Here is a 17,762-nt window from a genome sequence, read left to right as displayed (position 1 = left end):
GGCAGCGGCTTTCGCCAAAGCGTTCGGTGCGAAGGAATGGCAGAAGGGCAACGGCAAGCCGTGCACGGCGAGCACCCTCTGCGTCGTTGATGGCGAGTCCCAGACTAGGCTAGCGAAGCACCTGAAGCTTCTCTAACGCCGGTTGAGCAAATTGGATAACCAGTGCTTCAGCTTGGGACCGTCCAATAGCTCTAGGCGCGTGGGCAGGAACGGCTTGATGAATGGATCAGTGGCGATCTTCGGGGCAAAGCCCGATGTCGTTGTAATAATGCCCTTCGAGGCATCTTGCTCTCCGCTCAGCACTCCCAGGAGGGCGCGCACGTCGTCGTGCTTCACGAGGTGGCCGGGCTTGTAGGCTTTCACCGAGCCGATGATCTTCACGCACCCGACGCCGCTCTTGATAGCAATGACGTCTCTGCCGTGGTCGCCGGAGCGCGGCGTCAGTGTGACCTTATCGTAGCCATCCTTGTGGAATGCGCCCGCGATAATCTCTTCCCAGACGTGAGGCGGGATCTCGAAGGCACGCGCCCAATCGACGTCGATGTTAGCGACGACCTCAGACCAGAGCACCGATACTGACTTAACGAGCACGCCGTGCGGCACGCGGCTTTCAGGGATGAGGATGCCCGAGAGCGTGAGCACCGGCTTTTCTTTAGTCTCGCTTCGTATTGGCGCTTCGAGCGCTTTAAAGAAGTCGTCGAGCTGCTGTGACGTGTCGCCTGCATAGAATGGCCGGTCCTGGATATGCTCGATCTCTTTCGCCAAGATCGCCTTGCGTTCATCGGCGGTCAGGTTTGGCGACATGAAGACGCGGACCATTGTCTTGTTCTCCGCGTTCTTCGTTATGACGGTCATCTCCTTAATAATGTCCGGGTTCATCTCGATCTCTATGATCTCGACGCCATCCAGACCTGGAGGCAGGTTCATAGGGAAGACGCCCTCGTAAGAGGCCTCCCTGTCGAAGTCATCATCGTCTTTGTCTGACATTGCCGACCCCTGCCGTGTGGTACAATTTATGCGTCAGGCTTGATTGCCTTTTCATGGGTGGCCGTGGCAACGGACGCTCAGCCACGGTGTCGTACTATTCCGTCTCCCGATTGCTCGACAACCGGAGCCGTTACTATCATCGTGACTATCGCGATGAACTACCTCATCTCGCACAGCTTCTAGAAGGCGATCCTTGCCTGGCTCTAGCTCGTTATCGGCTGGATATCGTTCCCCTTCTCGGGGCCGCCATCATCGTCGATCGGAGGCACGTACTTGCTGCTTCGAAGAGCGAGCGGCTCTTTTCGGGCGCCAGATTCTGTAAGGCGAAACGGAACATCCCGCAGCGGCAACGCTACTCCTGAGACAAGAGCCCTGCTCGGACTCACACTTTCGAGGTAGGGTCTGATCGCGACCGGCGACGGGGTGATTTCCTGCTGAGCCGGCGGCGCGGGTTTCAATGGCGGCAGGTTCTCGAAGTGCAGCATCAAGGTGTGGAAGCCCTTTTGCTCTTCCTCCGTGAGGTCCTTCTCTATTTGCTGGATGTCATGAATCGCGGCCTCAAGCTGTTCATTCATCTGCTTGGCGTTGAGGCCTGCCCCCTGGAGCTTCTCGAGCTTCTCCGTCACTCGTTTGATCTTGCCAGGCGTCTGAAGCCGCCGCTCGGTGCGGAATACCTGCTTGTCGGTCGCCTTGGATTGTTGCTTCGTTGCTTCGATCATAAAATCGCCGAACGAGCGCGCGTCCTGCACCATCTCCCCAATGCTTTCCTTGAATCCCTTGTAATCGGCGATGGTCCCGTACGCCATATGCGCTATCTCGAGCGCCCCAAGGACCGTTATCCAGAACTTCGCCGAACCTTCCTCTAGGTCGACATCGATCGTGACGCCGCCCCGATAGAATTCGAGCGCCGCGAATTCCGCGCTCTCCTGTATCGCCGCTCCCAGGCGCTGGATCGTCTCGGCATTCAGCTCATACGGCCGCAGATGCACATAGGTCTGTGCAAGGTGTGCCATTCACTTTCCCCCGTACCCATTGGCACTTTAATACCACCAACGGTTGCCGTCACCCCAGGATTCGGGCGGTCCGAGTAGTTATAAAGAAGAGAGAAGCGGAGAACCACGTTCACGCGCTGCATTACCCGAAGCGTCTACGCGGTCGCCGCATCAATCGCAGTTGTGGCCGCACGCAGTACCGTTCATGGGCGCCGAAGCGCACGTGGAAGCTCGGAGTATTGATGCGGAAGCACGACCCTGCAGCGCTAACGGTACGCGGCGGCAAAGGTAGCCAGTCGAACACGACTGAGGGCGCGTCCGATAGCTTCTACCACCCACCTAAAGTACATGTGAGACCGGTCCTACGGCCCCCTCTCCCACGACCTTTAGGCGTCGAACCCCTTTTTCGATTTCTTCTTGAGCGAACCGTCGGGGTTGCGGGGTACGTTCGCATCGGCGATCTTGTCGATCATGCCGCGTAGCGAGCCGATATCCTTCTCGAACTCACCGAGGAAGCCGGTGCATAGGCTGCTCGCGTAGATGACGATCTCCCCGTCCTCGGCGTCCTTGTGCTCCTTCGCATGCTCGGGCGAGGCCTCGGACAGGTACAGCTTGCGGACTTTCGCTATCCGCGACTCGCGCTTCTTGGGCTCGAGATTATGCGCGATCTCATTCCGTAGTTCCGCTATCGCGTGCATGAGCTGCCAGATGGACATCTCATCCTCGCGCAGCGCGTAGGCGCGCAGGATCTCGACCTTATGGAAGAAGTTCATCCGGGCATCGAGCAGGATATCCGGGTGGAAGAATATCAGCCGGATGACGTTATCGACCACACTCTCCATGATGAGATGGCTTTTGAGCACCACCAAAATGAACGGGTCGACCTCCGCTAGGTGCTTTTGAAATTGTTGGACGTATTTGTCCTCGGTTGGGTCTTTAACTGGCTTCGCCATCAAATCCTCCAGGCGGAGATAGAGCGTGAGATAATCAAGCCGGCGGTTCTTTTTCGCGATCGGAGATGCCACAAGCATCTCACACCGACGGCGGGGCTCTACTTACCGTGAAATCTGACCCATATGAACCGTATAGTCATTGACCGAGCCGGTGATGGCACCCAGGTGACCCGAGATAGCGATTTCCCGTGGGACGAGCTATACACGCTGCCCTCACTCACCGACTCGGCTGGAGCCACGTGCCATGGCGGCGCGTAAACACCATTATGTACCTCAGTGTTATCTGAAGCTCTTCTCGGTATCTCACAAGAAGATCCCGCAGCTCACCGTATTCGACCGTGAGCGCAAGAAGGTCTACAAGGCCGGCATCGACAACGTCGCTGCGCAGCGCGACTTCAACGCCATCGACGTCGAGGGCATGGACGCGGACGCGTTCGAAAAGTCGATGTCCGGCTTCGAGACCGAGCTTGCCGACGCGCTCCAACGCGTCGTGGTCGCCCGCTCGCTCGCCAATGAAGAGGACCGCGCATTTCTGCTCAACCTTGTCGGCCTGACCGCGATGCGTAATCCTCGCCTCCGAGAGACCATACGCTCCGGCCACGAACAGGTCGCACGGCTCATCATGGATCAGGTGCTGTCCTCGAAGGAGATGTACGAGAGCCAGGTCAAAAAAGTGAGGGAGGCTGGTGGACTGCCGGAGAGCAACAAGACCTCTTATGAGGAGATGAAGCGGTTTGTGGAAGGCGGGCAGTACGAGCTGACACTCGACAACACCTTCCAGGTCGGCCAGGAGATGCGGGTCTTCGACAAGATCCTGCCGCTGATATTCCAGCGCGGGTGGATCTTGCTTCGAGCGCCCGAAAACTCCGGCGGCTTCATCACCTCTGACCACCCATTCTGCCTCTTTTGGACCGACCCAAAGCGGCGCGGCGGCTTCTACTCTCCTGGACTGGGGCTTCGGGGGACTGAGATACGGTTCACCATCTCGCCGCGGCTAGCGCTGGTGGGAGCGTTCGAATTGAAGAACGGCGACGTTGATGTATCGGAGGAGAGCGTTGCGGGCGTCAACGGCGGCGTAATCGCGCTGGCGGAGGCACAGGTGTACGCGCGCGATCAGAACTTCCATTACGCCATGCAGCCCGATGAGCCATTGCAGAAGGCCTCGAGGCTCATCACCGACAAGCGCTTCTTGTTGCACCGTGGGGAGGAGGAGTGAGTGTAGGCGAGCTGTCTGCAGTTACCGATGGTGAAGCAGTGGGTGCCTTTGCTTGCTCATTGTTGCTTTCTCGTGAACATTGGACGCAGTTGAATTGCCCCTAGGCCCCTCCGACTAACTGCTGGCTTCCTTTGTCCGGCAACTGAGTGCTGAAGGCCGTCATTAACTTTTAGGTGTTAACGCCGTTAACGTTTGCCGGTTGAGATTTTTGGTGACGACCCGTCCGATTTTTACAAGCTATATCAGAAGCTTAGAGGACGACGAGAGGGGCGATTTTAATCAAATTCCAAATTGCCTGCCATGATCATCGCGAGGTTATAGCGATGAGCAGCGGTTTTGACGCAAATGCAGTTTTAGAGATTTTGAGAGCAGCCGGATCGGTCGGGCTATCAACGTCTGTTGCCATTGTCCTCGCGTTGCAATCACCAAAATTACTGCAAGTGATCCTGACCTTCATCCGCAACATCATCAAAGATTTTCGTACTCCACCGCAGCCGCCAACATCTAGAACTCGACAAAATCCCCTAGCAGAGAAATAAACTTCGCTTCGCGCTTCTTCCAGTTGCAATCGACAAAGTTAAGAGGTGGGGCGGTGCAGCGCTGCCTGACGAGGCCGCATCGTATAATATCGTAGTACAGCATGGCGCTCCCTAGGGGAATCGAACCCCTGTTTCAGCCTTGAGAGGGCCGCGTCCTAACCGCTAGACGAAGGGAGCGTGAGGGCTAGCCAATAACCTCGAAATTTGTCCGCTGCAAGGACCCCGACGGGCCTTTTACGGCTCGTTGGCAAATTTCAGCTTTCCGGCCGGCTTCAGGGTGTGGGCGTCGAAGGTGCGGATCTCGGTGATGCCGCCGACGTCCAGCGTGACCACGAGCCGGTCCCCGGCGACGCCGGTCGCGACGATCCTGGCGCCCTTCGGCAGAGTGGCCGTGACGTCGCCCACCGGTTCGGGCGCCCTTCCCTCCGACTTGAAAAGGCGGTAGCCCACCGCGATCAACACGGCGCAGATCGCCAGCGCCGTGGTCAACCCCGCGATCAGCATCATCCGCCGCACCCGCGCGAACAGCGCGGCCTGCTCGGGGGTCGGTTCGGGAACAGCGGTATCAGACGTCGTCATGGAAAGCTCTGGGTCTGCGCAAAGGTTGGAGGTCGTGGTCGCCGGCGACGAGGGCTCGGCCCGGCTCGACCGCGTGCTGGCGGCGCGTCGGCCGGAGCTGTCGCGATCGAGGCTGAAGGCCCTGATCCTGGCGGGCGCAGTGCACCTGAAGGCCTCCGCGGTCCGCGACCCCGCTTATCACGTCAATCCCGGCGATACGATCATAATCGACGTGCCGGAGGCGGCGCCCGCCGAGCCCAAAGGGGAGGAGATCGCCCTCGATATCGTGTTCGAGGACGACGACATCATCGTCATCAACAAGCCGAAAGGGCTGGTGGTGCACCCCGCGGCCGGGCACGAGACCGGCACCCTGGTCAACGCGCTGATCGCCCATTGCGGCGCCTCGCTGTCGGGCATCGGCGGGGTGCGCCGGCCCGGCATTGTGCACCGGCTCGACAAGGACACGACGGGGCTGATGGTGGTCGCTAAGAACGACCTCGCACATGCCTCGCTATCGGCCCAATTCGCCGACCACGGCCGCACCGGCGAGATGCGGCGCGGCTACAAGGCCTTCGCCTGGGGGGTGCCGAACCGGCATCGCGGCACGGTGGACGCGCCGATCGACCGCCACCCGCATGCGCGCGAGAAGATGGCGGTGCGCCAGGGCGGCCGCGAGGCGGTGACGCATTGGGAGATCCTGGACAGCTTTGCGGGGCGCGACGGCAAGCCCGTCGCCGCCCTGCTCGCCTGCGAGCTCGAGACCGGCCGCACCCATCAGATCCGCGTCCACCTCGCTCATATCGGCCACCCCCTGATGGGCGATGCCGTCTATGGCCCGCATTTCAAGACCAAGGCCAACCAGCTCGGCCTTGAGGCGCAGGCCGCTTTGGCAGCGCTGGGGCGGCAGGCCTTACATGCTTACCTACTGGTATTGCAGCACCCGAGAACAGGAGAATTACTCCACTGGGAGGCGGCTCTGCCGGAGGATTTGCTTCTCCTCGAACGCGCCCTCAAAGCGGCGCTATGACGCAGGCCGCTTCAGAAAGCCTTTACATTACAAAAAGTTATAGCTGCCACACGGGGACGTGACGTCAGCAATCCTTCCCTTTTCGACCCCCGATGAGGTATATTGCGCCTGCGTTGAAATGACCAACGCGGAACATCGCAGCTACGGCCGGCTTTAACACAGCGGTCGTCTGCCTGGCCCGCCGCTATCGGGGGCCTGAACCTTTTTGGAGGGCGCACTATGGCCCGTACCGCTGCTTTGCCGGTCCTCAATGGAGAATCCGGCCTTTCTCGCTACCTCGCCGAGATCCGCAAGTTTCCGATGCTGGAGCCCCAGCAGGAATACATGCTCGCCAAGCGTTGGCGCGAGCATGACGATCGCGACGCGGCGCACCAACTCGTCACCAGCCACCTCCGGCTCGTGGCCAAGATCGCCATGGGCTATCGCGGCTACGGCCTGCCGATCTCCGAGGTCGTCTCGGAAGGCAATGTCGGCCTGATGCAGGCGGTGAAGCGTTTCGAACCCGAGAAGGGGTTCCGTCTCGCCACCTACGCCATGTGGTGGATCAAGGCGTCGATTCAAGAGTACATCCTGCGTTCCTGGTCGCTCGTGAAGATGGGCACCACCGCGAACCAGAAGAAGCTGTTCTTCAACCTGCGCAAGGCGAAGAGCAAGATCAACGCGCTGGACGAAGGCGATCTCCGCCCCGACCAGGTGAAGATGATTGCCAAGCGCCTCGGCGTCACCGATCAGGACGTGATCGACATGAACCGCCGCCTCGGTGGCGACGCGTCGCTCAACGCTCCGATCCGCGACGACGGCGAAGCCGGCGAATGGCAGGACTGGCTGGTCGACAACACGCCCAACCAGGAAGCCCTGATGGCGGAGCACGAGGAGTATGATCACCGCCGTGACGCGCTGAACGGCGCGATGGGCGTGCTCAACCCGCGCGAACGTCGCATCTTCGAGGCGCGCCGCCTCGCCGATGAGCCGATGACGCTGGAAGACCTTGCTGCCGAGTTCGGCGTGTCGCGCGAGCGCGTCCGCCAGATCGAGGTGCGCGCCTTCGAGAAGGTGCAGTCCGCGGTCAAGGGCACGATCGCAAGGCAGGAACAGGCCGCACTGGAAGCCGCGCATTAAGCGGGCTTTCGCCGCGGAGACAGATTGGCGGATCGAAAGAGACGAAAAGCCGGCGGCAACGCCGGCTTTTTTGTTGGCATGCACGAGACCTGCTCGAGCGATGAGCCTCAACTCAAGCTTCAGCGTCATGCCCCGGCTTGACCCGGGCGGTGCAGCTGCTCCCGTCATTCCGAGGCGCGCCTTTTGGCGCGAGCCCGGAAGGACGCCGTCTCACTCCCCCCATTCCCTTGCCATCGTCGCGAGCGTGCACCCTTCGCAATAGCGCGCGTCCTTGTAGTCGATCCAGTTGTGCGCGTAGACGCGATCGAGCGGGATGCCGTAGCGCGCGCGCAGCACCTGCACGAGGATCTTCCACGCCGCGACCTGTGCTTCGGTCGGGCCCCTTGTCACGTCGGGATAGTTGCCGGCGAACTCGACGCCGATCGAGTTGTCGCGCACCACCTGGCGATAGGTCGAGCTGTTGTCGATGTACTTGTTGTCGTTGCGGTTGGCACCGTCGCCGTGGGTCGGCACCAGATTCTCGGCGACCGCCCAATAGACCGTGCCGTCGGTCTCGACCCACACCGTGACGCCGCGCCGTGTCGGGTTCTTCGCCTGCGCTTGCGCGCCGCCGCGCGCCGAGCCCGCAGGTCCCTCGGTCTGGTGCACCATGATGTTGCGCCATGGCTTGGCGTTGCGGACGTCGCCCCATGGCGCCAGCCAGACGATCTTCAAGCCGGGAATGTCGGGCGTGCCGGAGGTGCGCGCGAGCTTTGCGAGCTCGGCGTCGGTGGCGGCGGCAGGAGTGATCAGAAGGAGAGCGGCGAAAACGGCCGCGGGCCGGCGAAACATCATCATGCGAGGTCCAATGCGGCCGAAGCCTACAGCATGATCCGGAAAAGTGTGCAGCGGTTTTCCGGAAAGATCATGCTCAAACAACAACCTTAAGCGCGATGGCGATTCCTGATCGCGTCGCGCCTTGGCGGGCTTTACGCGAATTTCCTCAACGCCTCGATCAACTCCGGCGAAAGCGGCGGGGCGGGATCATGGATCGCGAAATCGTTCTTGCCGTTCTTCTTGGCGGCATAGAGGGCATGGTCGGCATTGGCCATCAGGCGATCCGGGAATTCCCCGATGTCGCGGTCCCACTGCGCGACCCCGATCGAGATCGCGATCGGAATGTCGCTGCCGGTGCAGCTGGCGGCATCCTGACGGCAGACCTCGATCACGCGGCGGGCGATCGCGGCAGCCTCGCGCAGGGACGAGGACGGCAGCACGATGCAGAACTCGTCGCCGCCGGTGCGGGCGAGCATGTCGCCGGGCCGGAGGCGCGTCTGCGCCATCAGGGTGAAGTGCTTCAGGCAGGCATCGCCGGCGGCATGGCCATGGGTGTCGTTGATGGTCTTGAACCCGTCGAGATCGATCAGCAGCAGCGAGAACGGCGCGCCACTGCGCTCCGAGCGGGCGCATTCCTCGGTCAGGCGCTGCAGCAGATGCCGGCGGTTGGCGACGCCGGTGAGATCGTCGAGCAGTGCGAGGTCGGCAACCTCGTTGCGCAGCCGCTCGATCGCCATCAGCAGACAGGCGAAATTCCAACCCATGGCCAGGAACACCAGGAGCAGAATCATCACGGCCTGCAGGCCGTTGAAATTGATCGCGGTGATGGCGCCCCCATAGCCGAGCAGCGCCGCGCCGGAGCGGACGACGTGGATGGACAGGAGCAGCAATCCCACGATCGCAGCGAGGCGAGCACCGGGATTTTCCCGCCCGTTCTGCTCACCGAGCAGCAGCGGCAGCGTCAGCAGGATCGGCGTCGATTGCGCCAGCGAGTAGATCACGACCCGCATCGGCATGTCGTCGGCGACGACCAGGAAGAAGGCGAGGCCGGCGCTGCAGAGCAGCGAATGGGCGATCGCCGCCGGCCAGGACACCGGCCGGTGATAGAACCGGATCACCCCCATGCAGGCGAGCCAAGAGGAGAAGATCATCAGGCCGCCGCCGCCGATCAGCGGAAAGCGCGGATCCATCACGTCACGCAGCATCGATATCGCCGCGCCTGCTGCAGCCAGCACCGCCGCCGCCGTCCAGTACCGCGCCGCCTCGAACTTGGGATAGGCGCGCGCCACATAGGCCCAGACCAGGCCCAGCGCCAGGAAGTTGATGACGATGACGGTCCAGAGTGTCGGCACGCTCAGCATGGCGACTGCAGGACGCGCATGGTCCCGCCCTCTTCGTTTGGCAACTGCCCGTACATACCCGCCCCCGTGTTCTTGCGGGCGATCATGTGCGCGGCGCGCTTAATGGAGTCTCACCGCAATCGCGCAAAGTCGGGCATTGGTTTTGGATTGATGAATCCGCGAACGGATTGCGGCATCGTTAATCAAACCTTGCTGCGGAGGAGCGGGCCGCGCCGCGGGAGCGCGGCGAGGCGGATTCGCGGCCAAAACTCACCCGAAGATGCATCTGAGCTGTGGATAACGCAGTGACGGAGATATGACAGAGCGGGGCAGCCGGCTCCGAATCTGCTGAGTTTGTCATCGAGGATGTTGCGAGGCTGGCCCTCCGCCGAGCATCCCTCGTGTCGCGTTCCACCATTAAACCCTTGAGAGGATACTATGGCTAAGAAAGCGAAGAAGGCGGCGAAGAAGAAGGCGAAAAAGGCCAAGAAGGCGAAGAAGAAGTAACGAGGCTTCTGTTTCTTTGCCCGGGTGGAGTCTCGCTCCGCCCGGGCGTCTGGTCGGATCGGGTGGGTTTGAAGGTGGCGGGCGCAAGGCCCGCTTTTTTATTGGGTGAGTGTTCGAGGCGCGTTGCCCTGGACAAGCCCGGGCATGACGACCTTTCGAGACGTGACGAAGAACCTACCGCTCCGAAAACGCGAGCTTGGCGCCGAGCGCGGCAAATCCTGCGGCGAAGCTCCGCCGCAGCCAGGCCATGACGCGGGGGCGGGAGATGACGCGCTCGCGCACCGAGGCGGCGCAGAGGCCATAGAGGACGAACACCGCGAACGTCATCGCCATGAAGGCGCCGCTCAATTCCAGCATGCGCGCCAGCACATGGGCCTCGTCCGCCGCGATGAACTGCGGCAGGAAGGCGAGGAAGAAGATCGACAGTTTCGGATTGAGGATGTTGATCAGGAAGCCGGTGACGATGACGCGGCCGCTCGACCGCTCCTTGATCTCGCCGTCAACCGCGAGCGTCCCCGTCTCGCGCAGCGCCTGCCAGGACATGTAGAGCAGATAGGCGACGCCGCACCATTTCAGCACGGCGAAGGCGAGCGCGCTGGTGTGGAGCACGGCGGCAAGGCCGAGCATCGCCGCCACCATATGCGGCACGATGCCGAGCGTGCAGCCGAAGGCGGCCGCCATGCTGGCCCGCGAGCCGCGAGTCAGCGCCGAGGCGAGCGTGTAGAGCACGCCGGTGCCTGGCGATGCGACGACGATGAGCGAGGTGAGCAGGAAGGACAAGGTCATGGGCGGACCTTATCACCGCGGCTCGCGGTGAGAAAGCGTGCCCGCGGGGGCAGCCGTCAGGACAGCTGAGCGATCTCCGCCTCGCGCAGCACGTCGAGCGGCGCCCAGGGTTTGGCCCAGAACTTGGCGCCATCGGGCAAGGGCTGCTTCAAGGGGCGGCCGGAGGTGACGACGACGTCGAGGTTCGGATTGCGGTGCTTGGCGACGTGCGCGAGCTCGACGCCGTTCATGCGGCCGGCAAGCTGGACGTCGGTCAGCATCAGACAGAGCGCGCCGGCGCTCTTGTCGAGGACGCGCTCGGCGGCCTCCGCGCTTTCGCACTGGATGACCTGGTAGCCGCTCTCTTCCAGGAGAACGCAGAGCATCTCCCGCTGCATGACGTCGTCTTCAACGATCAGCGCGGTCGCGCGAAACGGCTTTGCTTGTCCCATCGGCGGCTCCCAATGCATGCCTCCACAACGCATGTTAAAAACCGAGGCCGGCAACGGTTCGGTTTCATTTCAAAAAAAAGTAACTCATAGTTCCACGATCGGGGGACTTGACGGGGGAATTCATGACGACGATTCGGGGCGCGGCCGCCATCACGGGAGCGGCGAGCGGCATCGGCAGGGCGCTGGCCATCGAGCTGGCGCAGCGCGGCTGCGATCTCGCGCTGGCCGATCGCGACGAGGCCGGATTGAAGGCGCTCGCGGCGGAGATCGAAACAACGCGCAAGGTCAGCGTGCATCGCGTCGACGTCGGCGAGCCCGCCGACATCGCGCAGTTCGCAAGCGAAGCGACCACCGCGCATCCCACCCTCGGCATCGTCGTCAACAATGCCGGCGTGGCGCTGATGGGCTCGTTCGAGGAGATCGACCAGGCGCAGATGGACTGGTTGTTCGACATCAATTTCTGGGGCGTGGTGCACGGCACGCGCGCCTTCCTGCCGCATCTGAAGACGAGGCCAGAGGCGCACATCGTCAACCTCTCCTCGATCTTCGGCATCATCGCGCCGCCGGGGCAAGCGGCCTATGCGGCGGCAAAGTTCGCCGTGCGCGGCTTCTCCGAGAGCCTGCGGCATGAGCTTTCGGCGGCAGGAAGCCCGGTGAAGCTGTCGGTGGTCCATCCCGGCGGCGTCGCCACCGCGATCGCGCACAACGCGCGCACCGGGGTCGGCGTCACCGACAATGCCCGCCGCGCGCAATCGATCGAGCGGTTCGAGAACGCAGCGAAGACCACGCCGATGGATGCCGCGCTGCGCATCATCAGGGGCATCGAGAACAACGAGCCCCGCATCCTGATCGGCAACGACGCCCGCTTCATGGACCTGTTGCAACGCTTCCGCCCGGGAACGTACTGGGCGCCGCTGCAGCGGCGACTGGAGAAGATGGCGAAGGGGACGTGAGCTGGGCACGGGACGGCGTCGCCTCACACTCCACTGTCATTCCCTGCGAAAGCGGGGTACGCCGAGTCTTATCGATTGAACCACAACCGCCTCGGAGTACTGGATCGCCCGGTCAAGCCGGGCGATGACACCGTATATGTGGCCCCTCACTGCCCCGCCAGCCGATCCGCGAAATACCCGATCGTCTTGCGATAGACCACCGCCCTGTTCCACTCCCTCATCGCCTCGAAATTCGGCGTGCCTTCATCATAAGGCTGGCCCATCTTGAAGCCGCTGGTGTGCAGTAGGTTCGCGGTCGAGGCGAGCACGTCGGGGACGCTGTGGCGGAGATCGACATGGCCGTCGCCGTCGAAATCGACGCCGTACTTGATGTAGGACGACGGCAGGAACTGGGTCTGGCCGATCTCGCCGGCATAGGCGCCGATGAGGTCGCGCAGCGGCAGGTCGCCGCGCTGCACGATCTTGAGCGCAGCGAGCAGCTCGCCCTGGAACAGGTCGGTGCGGCGGCAATCATGCGCGAGCGTCGCCAGCGTGCGGATCACCGGCAGCTTGCCGGTGTCGCCCTTGCCGAAATCGCTCTCCAGCCCCCAGATCGCGACCAAGATATAGCGGGGCACGCCGAACTGCTGCTCGATGCGGGAGAGCAGCGCGGCGTGACGCTGGAGCATCGCGCGGCCGCCATTGATGCGGCCGGGACCGACACGGGTCGAGACGTACTGCTCGAAGCTCTTCTTAAAGGTGTAGCGCTGGCGCCGGTCGAAGGCGAGCACAGCAGCGTCCTGGGTCACGCCGCCGAGCGCCGCATTGGTCACGCCCGCCGAGACGCCGGCGGCCTGCGCTTCCTGCGCCATGCTGGCGACAAAACTGTCGAAATCGCCGCCGCAGCGGGCGGCCTGCGCCGACCCGCCGGCCAGACAAACGACGAAGGCGGCGGCGAGAAGCGGTCTCAGCATGTGCGGCAGTTCCCCAAATTCCTTGCGCGAAGCAGCTCGCGATCATGCCCGGGAACGCAGCGAGGGTCAAAGCGGCAGGCTTGATCCGCATCAATCCATCTCACGCCGTGCTTTCTAGATTGAGGCAAACAGGAGAACGGCACATGACCGGAATCACCTTGACCGCTGAGCAGATCCGCAATGCCCCCGCTCCGGTGCGGCAATGGATCGAGCAGGAGGTGATCGCCACACTCGGGCTTGCGCCACGGACACCGGAGGCCGCGCCGCCACCACAGGCGGCCCATCTCGTCGCCTGCAGCGTGGAAGAGATGGCCGGCGTGCTCGAGCACATCCGCGGCGTACTTCCTGCGGTGAACGTGCTGTTCGAGCTCGGCCGCCCCGGCATCAGCTTCGGCCGCCCCGCGGTGATGACGTTCCGCCTGATGGACATCCTGCATCACACGCGCCTGCAGGACGTCGGACAGGTGATGACATGCCTCGAGATGATCAACCAGGCGCTGACCGAGGTGAAGAAGGACCCGACGGTGCGGTTCTGCGGCTTCGACAATGAGGGGCACTGCCTGATCGCGCCGCAGACGCAGGCGAGCATCGCAACGCTGTGGCAGACCATGATGGAGCGCCAACAGGCGGCGCAGGCAAGCGAGGCGGGCAACCGGGTCGCGCCGGCGGCATGAGACGGACGGCGGCGGGTTTCCGAACGATCGAGTTCCAAAGGTCGAGACGCAGCTGTACGAGATGAGTGGTCGCGCCACACCCTCCTTTGGTCATTCCGGGGCGCGCGTAGCGCGAACCCAGAATCTATCGGGCGGCAGAGACGGTCGATGAATGGATTCTCAGGTGCGCAATTGCGCACCATAGCTCGCGTTTCGCGCGCCCTGGAATGACGGATGAGAGAGTTGGCATTATGATATCTCTACTTGCGCCGCGCAGTCAGTCGATGCGTTGAGCCCGCACGAGGCCATCAGCTATGCCGATCCCCGCCCTCCTCCGCATTCCGCTGTTCCGCCTGCTCGCCATCAACCTCGCGATCGGCGCCTGCGCCGCCGCGCTGCTGGTCGGCGGCCTGCTCTGGCTCAATCCCGGACATCTGCGCGAGCTGATCTTCGCCGACCGCGCGCCCGGCGTGGCGCTTCTCCTGCTGCTCGCCTCCTTCCTCATCACCTTCGGATCGGCCGCGATGGGCAGCGCGATCATGGCGCAGGGGCGCAAGGAGGACGCCGACAAGAGCGGCGGGCACGGGTCGCGGCTCGCCGTGCAGGTGTTGACGCAGCGCACACACACGCATTGAGATACGCGCTGGGAAGGATGGCACCGGCTTTGCTTTTGCGATCACAGAGCACGCAGACGGGAATACGTGCAGGCAAACGCACTTTCCTACCGAGCGCGTCGCTCTCGCAGCGTCGCAAGAGCAAGCGAGATGAACAAAGTGATTTGGCAGTCCGAAGCACTGTCTCGATGTATGGCCACGTCGCACATCGGAACAAACGCATATCTGATGCGCTCGCTGCGACATCGACACCACCACGATTTGCCTTGCCATCGCAGCGCGCCTTCTATAGTCTTCTATTTTAAGTTGTCGCCCTGCCAGCCCCGGGCGACGGTGAAGACCAAGATAAACGGCGGGCTTCGGGCCCGCCGTTTATTGGAGGCGAAAGTCTCCTCGAAGGGTCGCAGCGGATCTCTGGCTCCTCCCCGCATCAAGTACCTTCACAGCCTCGTCAAGCCTGCCGCGTTCGGTCACGGCGGTGGTCGATCACCGCCAAAGTCATTTGACTGCGGCGCGGCTATCGACGAAAAGCCGCCATGGCCAAGAAACCCGGAACCAATCCCAAAGGCGAATTCGCCTTCTTCAACGTCGTCTATGAAGACGATTCCCAACGCTCCAATCGCCGCGTGCCCGCCGAACTCCTCGGCGGCCTCGACGGCGACGAACCCGCCCGCGGCTTCATCATGGAGCAGGACCGCGAGATCGCCGAGAAGAGCGGCCGCCCGCCACTAGAGATCAAACGGCTCGAGCGGGTCGGGGCGAAGAAGAAATAGCGCGGTGGACGCGTGATACTCGAAACTCCAGCACAAACAAAAACGGCGGGCTTTCGGCCCGCCGTTTTCGTTTGGATGGATGCCCGGATCGAGCCCAGGCGATCCGAATTAGTTGTCCAGGAACGACCGCAGCTTCCGCGACCGCGACGGATGCTTCAGCTTGCGCAGCGCCTTCGCTTCGATCTGGCGGATGCGTTCGCGCGTCACGCTGAACTGCTGGCCGACTTCTTCCAGCGTGTGGTCGGTGTTCATGCCGATGCCGAAGCGCATGCGCAGGACGCGTTCTTCGCGCGGCGTCAGGGACGCCAGCACGCGCGTCGTGGTTTCGCGCAGGTTGGACTGGATCGCGGCGTCGATCGGCAGGATCGCGTTCTTGTCCTCGATGAAATCGCCGAGATGTGAATCCTCCTCGTCACCGACGGGCGTCTCCAGCGACAGCGGCTCCTTGGCGATCTTGAGGACCTTGCGGACCTTCTCCAGGGGCATGCCGAGCTTTTCGGCGAGCTCTTCTGGCGTCGGCTCGCGGCCGATCTCGTTGAGCATCTGGCGGGACGTGCGCACGATCTTGTTGATCGTCTCGATCATGTGCACCGGGATGCGGATGGTACGGGCCTGGTCGGCGATGCTGCGGGTGATCGCCTGCCGGATCCACCACGTGGCGTAGGTGGAGAACTTGTAGCCGCGGCGGTACTCGAACTTGTCGACCGCCTTCATCAGGCCGATGTTGCCTTCCTGGATCAGGTCGAGGAACTGCAGGCCGCGATTGGTGTACTTCTTGGCGATCGAGATCACGAGACGGAGGTTGGCTTCCACCATCTCCTTCTTGGCCTGACGGGCCTCGCGCTCGCCCTTCTGCACGGAGTGCACGATCTTGCGGAACTCGACGATCTCGAGGCCGGTGAGCGCGGCGAGCTGATGCACCTCGTGGCGAAGGTCCTTGATGCGGTCCTTCTCGTGATGGACGAAATTCTTCCAGCCTTTTGCGGAAAGTTTCGAGACGCGGTTGAGCCAGCGCGGATCGAGCTCTGATCCGGTGTAGTTGCGCAAAAAGTCCTCGCGCGCGACGCCGTGGCTGTCGGCAAGGCGCATCAGGCGGCCCTCATGCGAGACGAGGCGCTTGTTGATGTCGTAGAGCTGCTCGACGAGCGAGTCGATGCGGGCCTGGTTGAGGCGCAGCGACTTCACCTCGACGATGATCTCGTCCTTCAGCTTCTTGTACTTGCGCTCCTGGTGCGGCGAGAGCGACTCGTTCTGGAGCTGGTTCTGGATGTCCTGCTCCTGAAGTTTGCGCAGCTTCTTGTAGCTGTCGGCGATCTTGTCGAAGATCTCGACCACCTTCGGCTTGAGCTCGGCCTCGATCGCCGCGAGCGACATCTGGTTCTCGAACTCGTCGTCGTCCATGTCGGCTTCGGCGGCGGCCTCGCCCGGATCCTTCTCCTCGCCGGCCTCGGCGCCAGCGGCGGCAGGCGCGGCACGGAACGGGGTCGGCGCCGGCGGCGCCGCAGGCGGCGCCACATGCGCGGGCGCAGCGGTGGAGACGGCGGCGGCCTCGCCGCCCTCAGCCGAAGCTTCGCCGGCCTCGCCGCTCGGACCTGCGATCATCGCGGTGTTCATGCCGCCCTTGGCGTCCGGGCCGGCATAAGTCGCTTCGAGATCGATGATGTCGCGGAGGAAGATCTTGCCTTCGTTGAGCTCGTCGCGCCAGATGATGATGGCCTGGAAGGTCAGCGGGCTTTCGCACAGCCCTGCGATCATCGCCTCGCGGCCGGCCTCGATGCGCTTGGCGATCGCGATTTCGCCTTCGCGGGAGAGCAGCTCGACCGTGCCCATCTCGCGCAGATACATGCGCACGGGATCGTCGGTGCGCTCGCCCGGCTCGCTCTTCTTGACCTCGGTGACGGCCTTCTGGGTGACCTCGACGAGCTCGTTATCGGTCTCGTCGTCGCCCTCGTCCTTCTCCTCCTCGCCTTCGGTGTCGTCGGCTTCGGTGACGTTGATGCCCATGTCCGAGAGCATCGACATGATGTCCTCGATCTGTTCGGGCGAGGTCTGGTCGGACGGCAAGACTTCGTTGAGCTGATCGAAGGTCACGAAGCCGCGCTTCTTGGCCTGCTTGATCATCTTCTTCACGGCGGCGTCGGACAGGTCGAGCAAGGGCGAGGGCGCGTCCTGGGAGTCCTTCTCCGGCGCGTCCGCTGCCTTGTCGTCCTTTTCCTTGTCCTTCGCCTGCAGCGTCTTTGCCTTGGTGGCCATCCATTGCTCCTAAACGCGCTTCATGCGAGACGCCCGCCGCGCCTGCCTGAATTCACTTGAACCTGTTGCTCGACGCTCTCGCTTCGGCAGCTCTCGACACGGAAAGGGCGGCGCACAAACCTCTCGCCACCCCCAACTTTCTCTCGCCGGAATTGCCTAACGCTTCGTCAGCCTCTTTGTCGCGGCGGATGCAGGTGTAGTGCCAACAGCGATTGCGCGGATTCATTCCTGACGCGTCTGTTCTGCCTGCGGCCGCCTCTGGGCCAAAGTGCTACAAGACCGTTAAGCCTCG

At 62.7% G+C, this 17,762-nt stretch carries 18 protein-coding genes and 1 tRNA gene; 8 read left to right on the top strand and 11 right to left on the bottom strand.

Annotation, left to right across the window (positions count from 1 at the left end):
• Nucleotides 1-132: 132 nt before the first annotated feature.
• From ACM42_RS33470 to ACM42_RS33460, 3 genes are all read right to left on the bottom strand, one after another.
• Nucleotides 133-987, bottom strand: a complete 855-nt coding sequence (locus ACM42_RS33470; protein ID WP_271532227.1) for a restriction endonuclease — start codon at nt 985-987, stop codon at nt 133-135.
• A gap of 203 nt (nt 988-1,190) precedes the next feature.
• A complete protein-coding gene (locus tag ACM42_RS33465) occupies nt 1,191-2,000 on the bottom strand; it encodes a hypothetical protein (protein ID WP_271532225.1) in 810 nt (269 codons plus the stop codon).
• Nucleotides 2,001-2,365: 365 nt separating this feature from the next.
• A complete protein-coding gene (locus ACM42_RS33460) occupies nt 2,366-3,004 on the bottom strand; it encodes a hypothetical protein (protein ID WP_271532223.1) in 639 nt (212 codons plus the stop codon).
• A 172-nt stretch (nt 3,005-3,176) separates the two neighbouring features.
• Between ACM42_RS33460 and ACM42_RS33455 the strand changes: the two genes are divergently transcribed.
• Nucleotides 3,177-4,148 carry a DUF4238 domain-containing protein gene (locus tag ACM42_RS33455; RefSeq protein ID WP_271532221.1) on the top strand — a complete coding sequence of 324 codons (972 nt, stop codon included), beginning with the start codon at nt 3,177-3,179 and terminating at the stop codon, nt 4,146-4,148.
• Nucleotides 4,149-4,471: 323 nt separating this feature from the next.
• Entirely contained in the window at nt 4,472-4,687 is a 216-nt protein-coding gene (locus ACM42_RS33450) for a hypothetical protein (RefSeq protein ID WP_271532219.1), read from the top strand.
• Nucleotides 4,688-4,789: 102 nt separating this feature from the next.
• Here the strand turns inward: ACM42_RS33450 and ACM42_RS33445 are convergent.
• Both ACM42_RS33445 and ACM42_RS33440 read right to left on the bottom strand, forming a co-directional pair.
• Nucleotides 4,790-4,864 (bottom strand) — tRNA-Glu (locus ACM42_RS33445).
• A 57-nt stretch (nt 4,865-4,921) separates the two neighbouring features.
• Nucleotides 4,922-5,266, bottom strand: a complete 345-nt coding sequence (locus ACM42_RS33440) for a hypothetical protein (RefSeq protein WP_028178477.1) — start codon at nt 5,264-5,266, stop codon at nt 4,922-4,924.
• On the opposite strand from ACM42_RS33440, the gene ACM42_RS33435 reads away from it, so the two are divergent.
• Together ACM42_RS33435 and rpoH are read left to right on the top strand one after the other, a co-directional pair.
• Nucleotides 5,265-6,272: an RluA family pseudouridine synthase gene (locus tag ACM42_RS33435; RefSeq protein WP_271532217.1), complete on the top strand. Its 1,008-nt coding sequence runs from the start codon at nt 5,265-5,267 to the stop codon at nt 6,270-6,272. The genes ACM42_RS33440 and ACM42_RS33435 overlap by 2 nt on opposite strands.
• A gap of 219 nt (nt 6,273-6,491) precedes the next feature.
• Complete coding sequence (gene rpoH / locus ACM42_RS33430) at nt 6,492-7,391, top strand: RNA polymerase sigma factor RpoH (RefSeq protein WP_028178479.1); 900 nt, start codon at nt 6,492-6,494, stop codon at nt 7,389-7,391.
• 210 nt (nt 7,392-7,601) lie between these two features.
• On the opposite strand, the gene ACM42_RS33425 is transcribed toward rpoH, so the two are convergent.
• From ACM42_RS33425 to ACM42_RS33410, 4 genes are all read right to left on the bottom strand, one after another.
• Nucleotides 7,602-8,228, bottom strand: a complete 627-nt coding sequence (locus ACM42_RS33425; RefSeq protein WP_271532215.1) for a peptidoglycan recognition protein family protein — start codon at nt 8,226-8,228, stop codon at nt 7,602-7,604.
• Between the two features lie 131 nt (nt 8,229-8,359).
• A complete protein-coding gene (locus ACM42_RS33420; RefSeq protein ID WP_271532213.1) occupies nt 8,360-9,568 on the bottom strand; it encodes a GGDEF domain-containing protein in 1,209 nt (402 codons plus the stop codon).
• 660 nt (nt 9,569-10,228) lie between these two features.
• Complete coding sequence (locus ACM42_RS33415; RefSeq protein ID WP_028178482.1) at nt 10,229-10,840, bottom strand: LysE family translocator; 612 nt, start codon at nt 10,838-10,840, stop codon at nt 10,229-10,231.
• Between the two features lie 56 nt (nt 10,841-10,896).
• On the bottom strand, nt 10,897-11,271 hold the full coding sequence (locus tag ACM42_RS33410) for a response regulator (RefSeq protein ID WP_271532211.1): 375 nt from the start codon (nt 11,269-11,271) through the stop codon (nt 10,897-10,899).
• Nucleotides 11,272-11,393: 122 nt separating this feature from the next.
• Between ACM42_RS33410 and ACM42_RS33405 the strand changes: the two genes are divergently transcribed.
• Entirely contained in the window at nt 11,394-12,224 is an 831-nt protein-coding gene (locus ACM42_RS33405) for an SDR family NAD(P)-dependent oxidoreductase (RefSeq protein ID WP_271532209.1), read from the top strand.
• A 146-nt stretch (nt 12,225-12,370) separates the two neighbouring features.
• Here the strand turns inward: ACM42_RS33405 and ACM42_RS33400 are convergent, their stop codons facing one another.
• The gene (locus ACM42_RS33400; RefSeq protein WP_271532207.1) at nt 12,371-13,177 is read right to left on the bottom strand and encodes a lytic murein transglycosylase; all 807 of its coding nucleotides are present in this window, start codon (nt 13,175-13,177) and stop codon (nt 12,371-12,373) included.
• A gap of 143 nt (nt 13,178-13,320) precedes the next feature.
• Between ACM42_RS33400 and ACM42_RS33395 the strand changes: the two genes are divergently transcribed.
• The 3 genes from ACM42_RS33395 (at nt 13,321) to ACM42_RS33385 (ending at nt 15,217) form a co-directional block, all read left to right on the top strand.
• Entirely contained in the window at nt 13,321-13,851 is a 531-nt protein-coding gene (locus ACM42_RS33395) for a hypothetical protein (RefSeq protein ID WP_271532205.1), read from the top strand.
• Between the two features lie 293 nt (nt 13,852-14,144).
• Nucleotides 14,145-14,465 (top strand): hypothetical protein, encoded by a 321-nt coding sequence (locus tag ACM42_RS33390; RefSeq protein ID WP_271532203.1) that lies wholly within the window; start codon nt 14,145-14,147, stop codon nt 14,463-14,465.
• Between the two features lie 515 nt (nt 14,466-14,980).
• A complete protein-coding gene (locus ACM42_RS33385) occupies nt 14,981-15,217 on the top strand; it encodes a hypothetical protein (RefSeq protein WP_271532201.1) in 237 nt (78 codons plus the stop codon).
• A 108-nt stretch (nt 15,218-15,325) separates the two neighbouring features.
• On the opposite strand, the gene rpoD is transcribed toward ACM42_RS33385, so the two are convergent.
• Nucleotides 15,326-17,470 (bottom strand): RNA polymerase sigma factor RpoD, encoded by a 2,145-nt coding sequence (rpoD, locus tag ACM42_RS33380; RefSeq protein ID WP_271532200.1) that lies wholly within the window; start codon nt 17,468-17,470, stop codon nt 15,326-15,328.
• Between the last annotated feature and the right edge of the window lie 292 nt (nt 17,471-17,762).

The organism is Bradyrhizobium sp. CCBAU 25338 (assembly GCF_028128965.1).
Classification (GTDB): domain Bacteria; phylum Pseudomonadota; class Alphaproteobacteria; order Rhizobiales; family Xanthobacteraceae; genus Bradyrhizobium; species Bradyrhizobium liaoningense.
Note: the sequence above shows the minus strand (reverse complement) of the source record. Positions and strands in the feature narration are given on the sequence as shown.

Coding starts and splice junctions, on each gene's coding strand:
- ACM42_RS33400 (WP_271532207.1), bottom strand. CDS start 13,177: ATGCTGAGACCGCTTCTCGCCGCCGCCTTCGTCGTTTGTCTGGCCGGC.
- ACM42_RS33455 (WP_271532221.1), top strand. CDS start 3,177: ATGGCGGCGCGTAAACACCATTATGTACCTCAGTGTTATCTGAAGCTC.
- ACM42_RS33440 (WP_028178477.1), bottom strand. CDS start 5,266: ATGACGACGTCTGATACCGCTGTTCCCGAACCGACCCCCGAGCAGGCC.
- rpoD (WP_271532200.1), bottom strand. CDS start 17,470: ATGGCCACCAAGGCAAAGACGCTGCAGGCGAAGGACAAGGAAAAGGAC.
- ACM42_RS33420 (WP_271532213.1), bottom strand. CDS start 9,568: ATGCTGAGCGTGCCGACACTCTGGACCGTCATCGTCATCAACTTCCTG.
- ACM42_RS33410 (WP_271532211.1), bottom strand. CDS start 11,271: ATGGGACAAGCAAAGCCGTTTCGCGCGACCGCGCTGATCGTTGAAGAC.
- ACM42_RS33395 (WP_271532205.1), top strand. CDS start 13,321: ATGACCGGAATCACCTTGACCGCTGAGCAGATCCGCAATGCCCCCGCT.
- rpoH (WP_028178479.1), top strand. CDS start 6,492: ATGGCCCGTACCGCTGCTTTGCCGGTCCTCAATGGAGAATCCGGCCTT.
- ACM42_RS33435 (WP_271532217.1), top strand. CDS start 5,265: ATGGAAAGCTCTGGGTCTGCGCAAAGGTTGGAGGTCGTGGTCGCCGGC.
- ACM42_RS33450 (WP_271532219.1), top strand. CDS start 4,472: ATGAGCAGCGGTTTTGACGCAAATGCAGTTTTAGAGATTTTGAGAGCA.
- ACM42_RS33390 (WP_271532203.1), top strand. CDS start 14,145: ATGCCGATCCCCGCCCTCCTCCGCATTCCGCTGTTCCGCCTGCTCGCC.
- ACM42_RS33425 (WP_271532215.1), bottom strand. CDS start 8,228: ATGATGATGTTTCGCCGGCCCGCGGCCGTTTTCGCCGCTCTCCTTCTG.
- ACM42_RS33405 (WP_271532209.1), top strand. CDS start 11,394: ATGACGACGATTCGGGGCGCGGCCGCCATCACGGGAGCGGCGAGCGGC.
- ACM42_RS33470 (WP_271532227.1), bottom strand. CDS start 987: ATGTCAGACAAAGACGATGATGACTTCGACAGGGAGGCCTCTTACGAG.
- ACM42_RS33385 (WP_271532201.1), top strand. CDS start 14,981: ATGGCCAAGAAACCCGGAACCAATCCCAAAGGCGAATTCGCCTTCTTC.
- ACM42_RS33465 (WP_271532225.1), bottom strand. CDS start 2,000: ATGGCACACCTTGCACAGACCTATGTGCATCTGCGGCCGTATGAGCTG.
- ACM42_RS33415 (WP_028178482.1), bottom strand. CDS start 10,840: ATGACCTTGTCCTTCCTGCTCACCTCGCTCATCGTCGTCGCATCGCCA.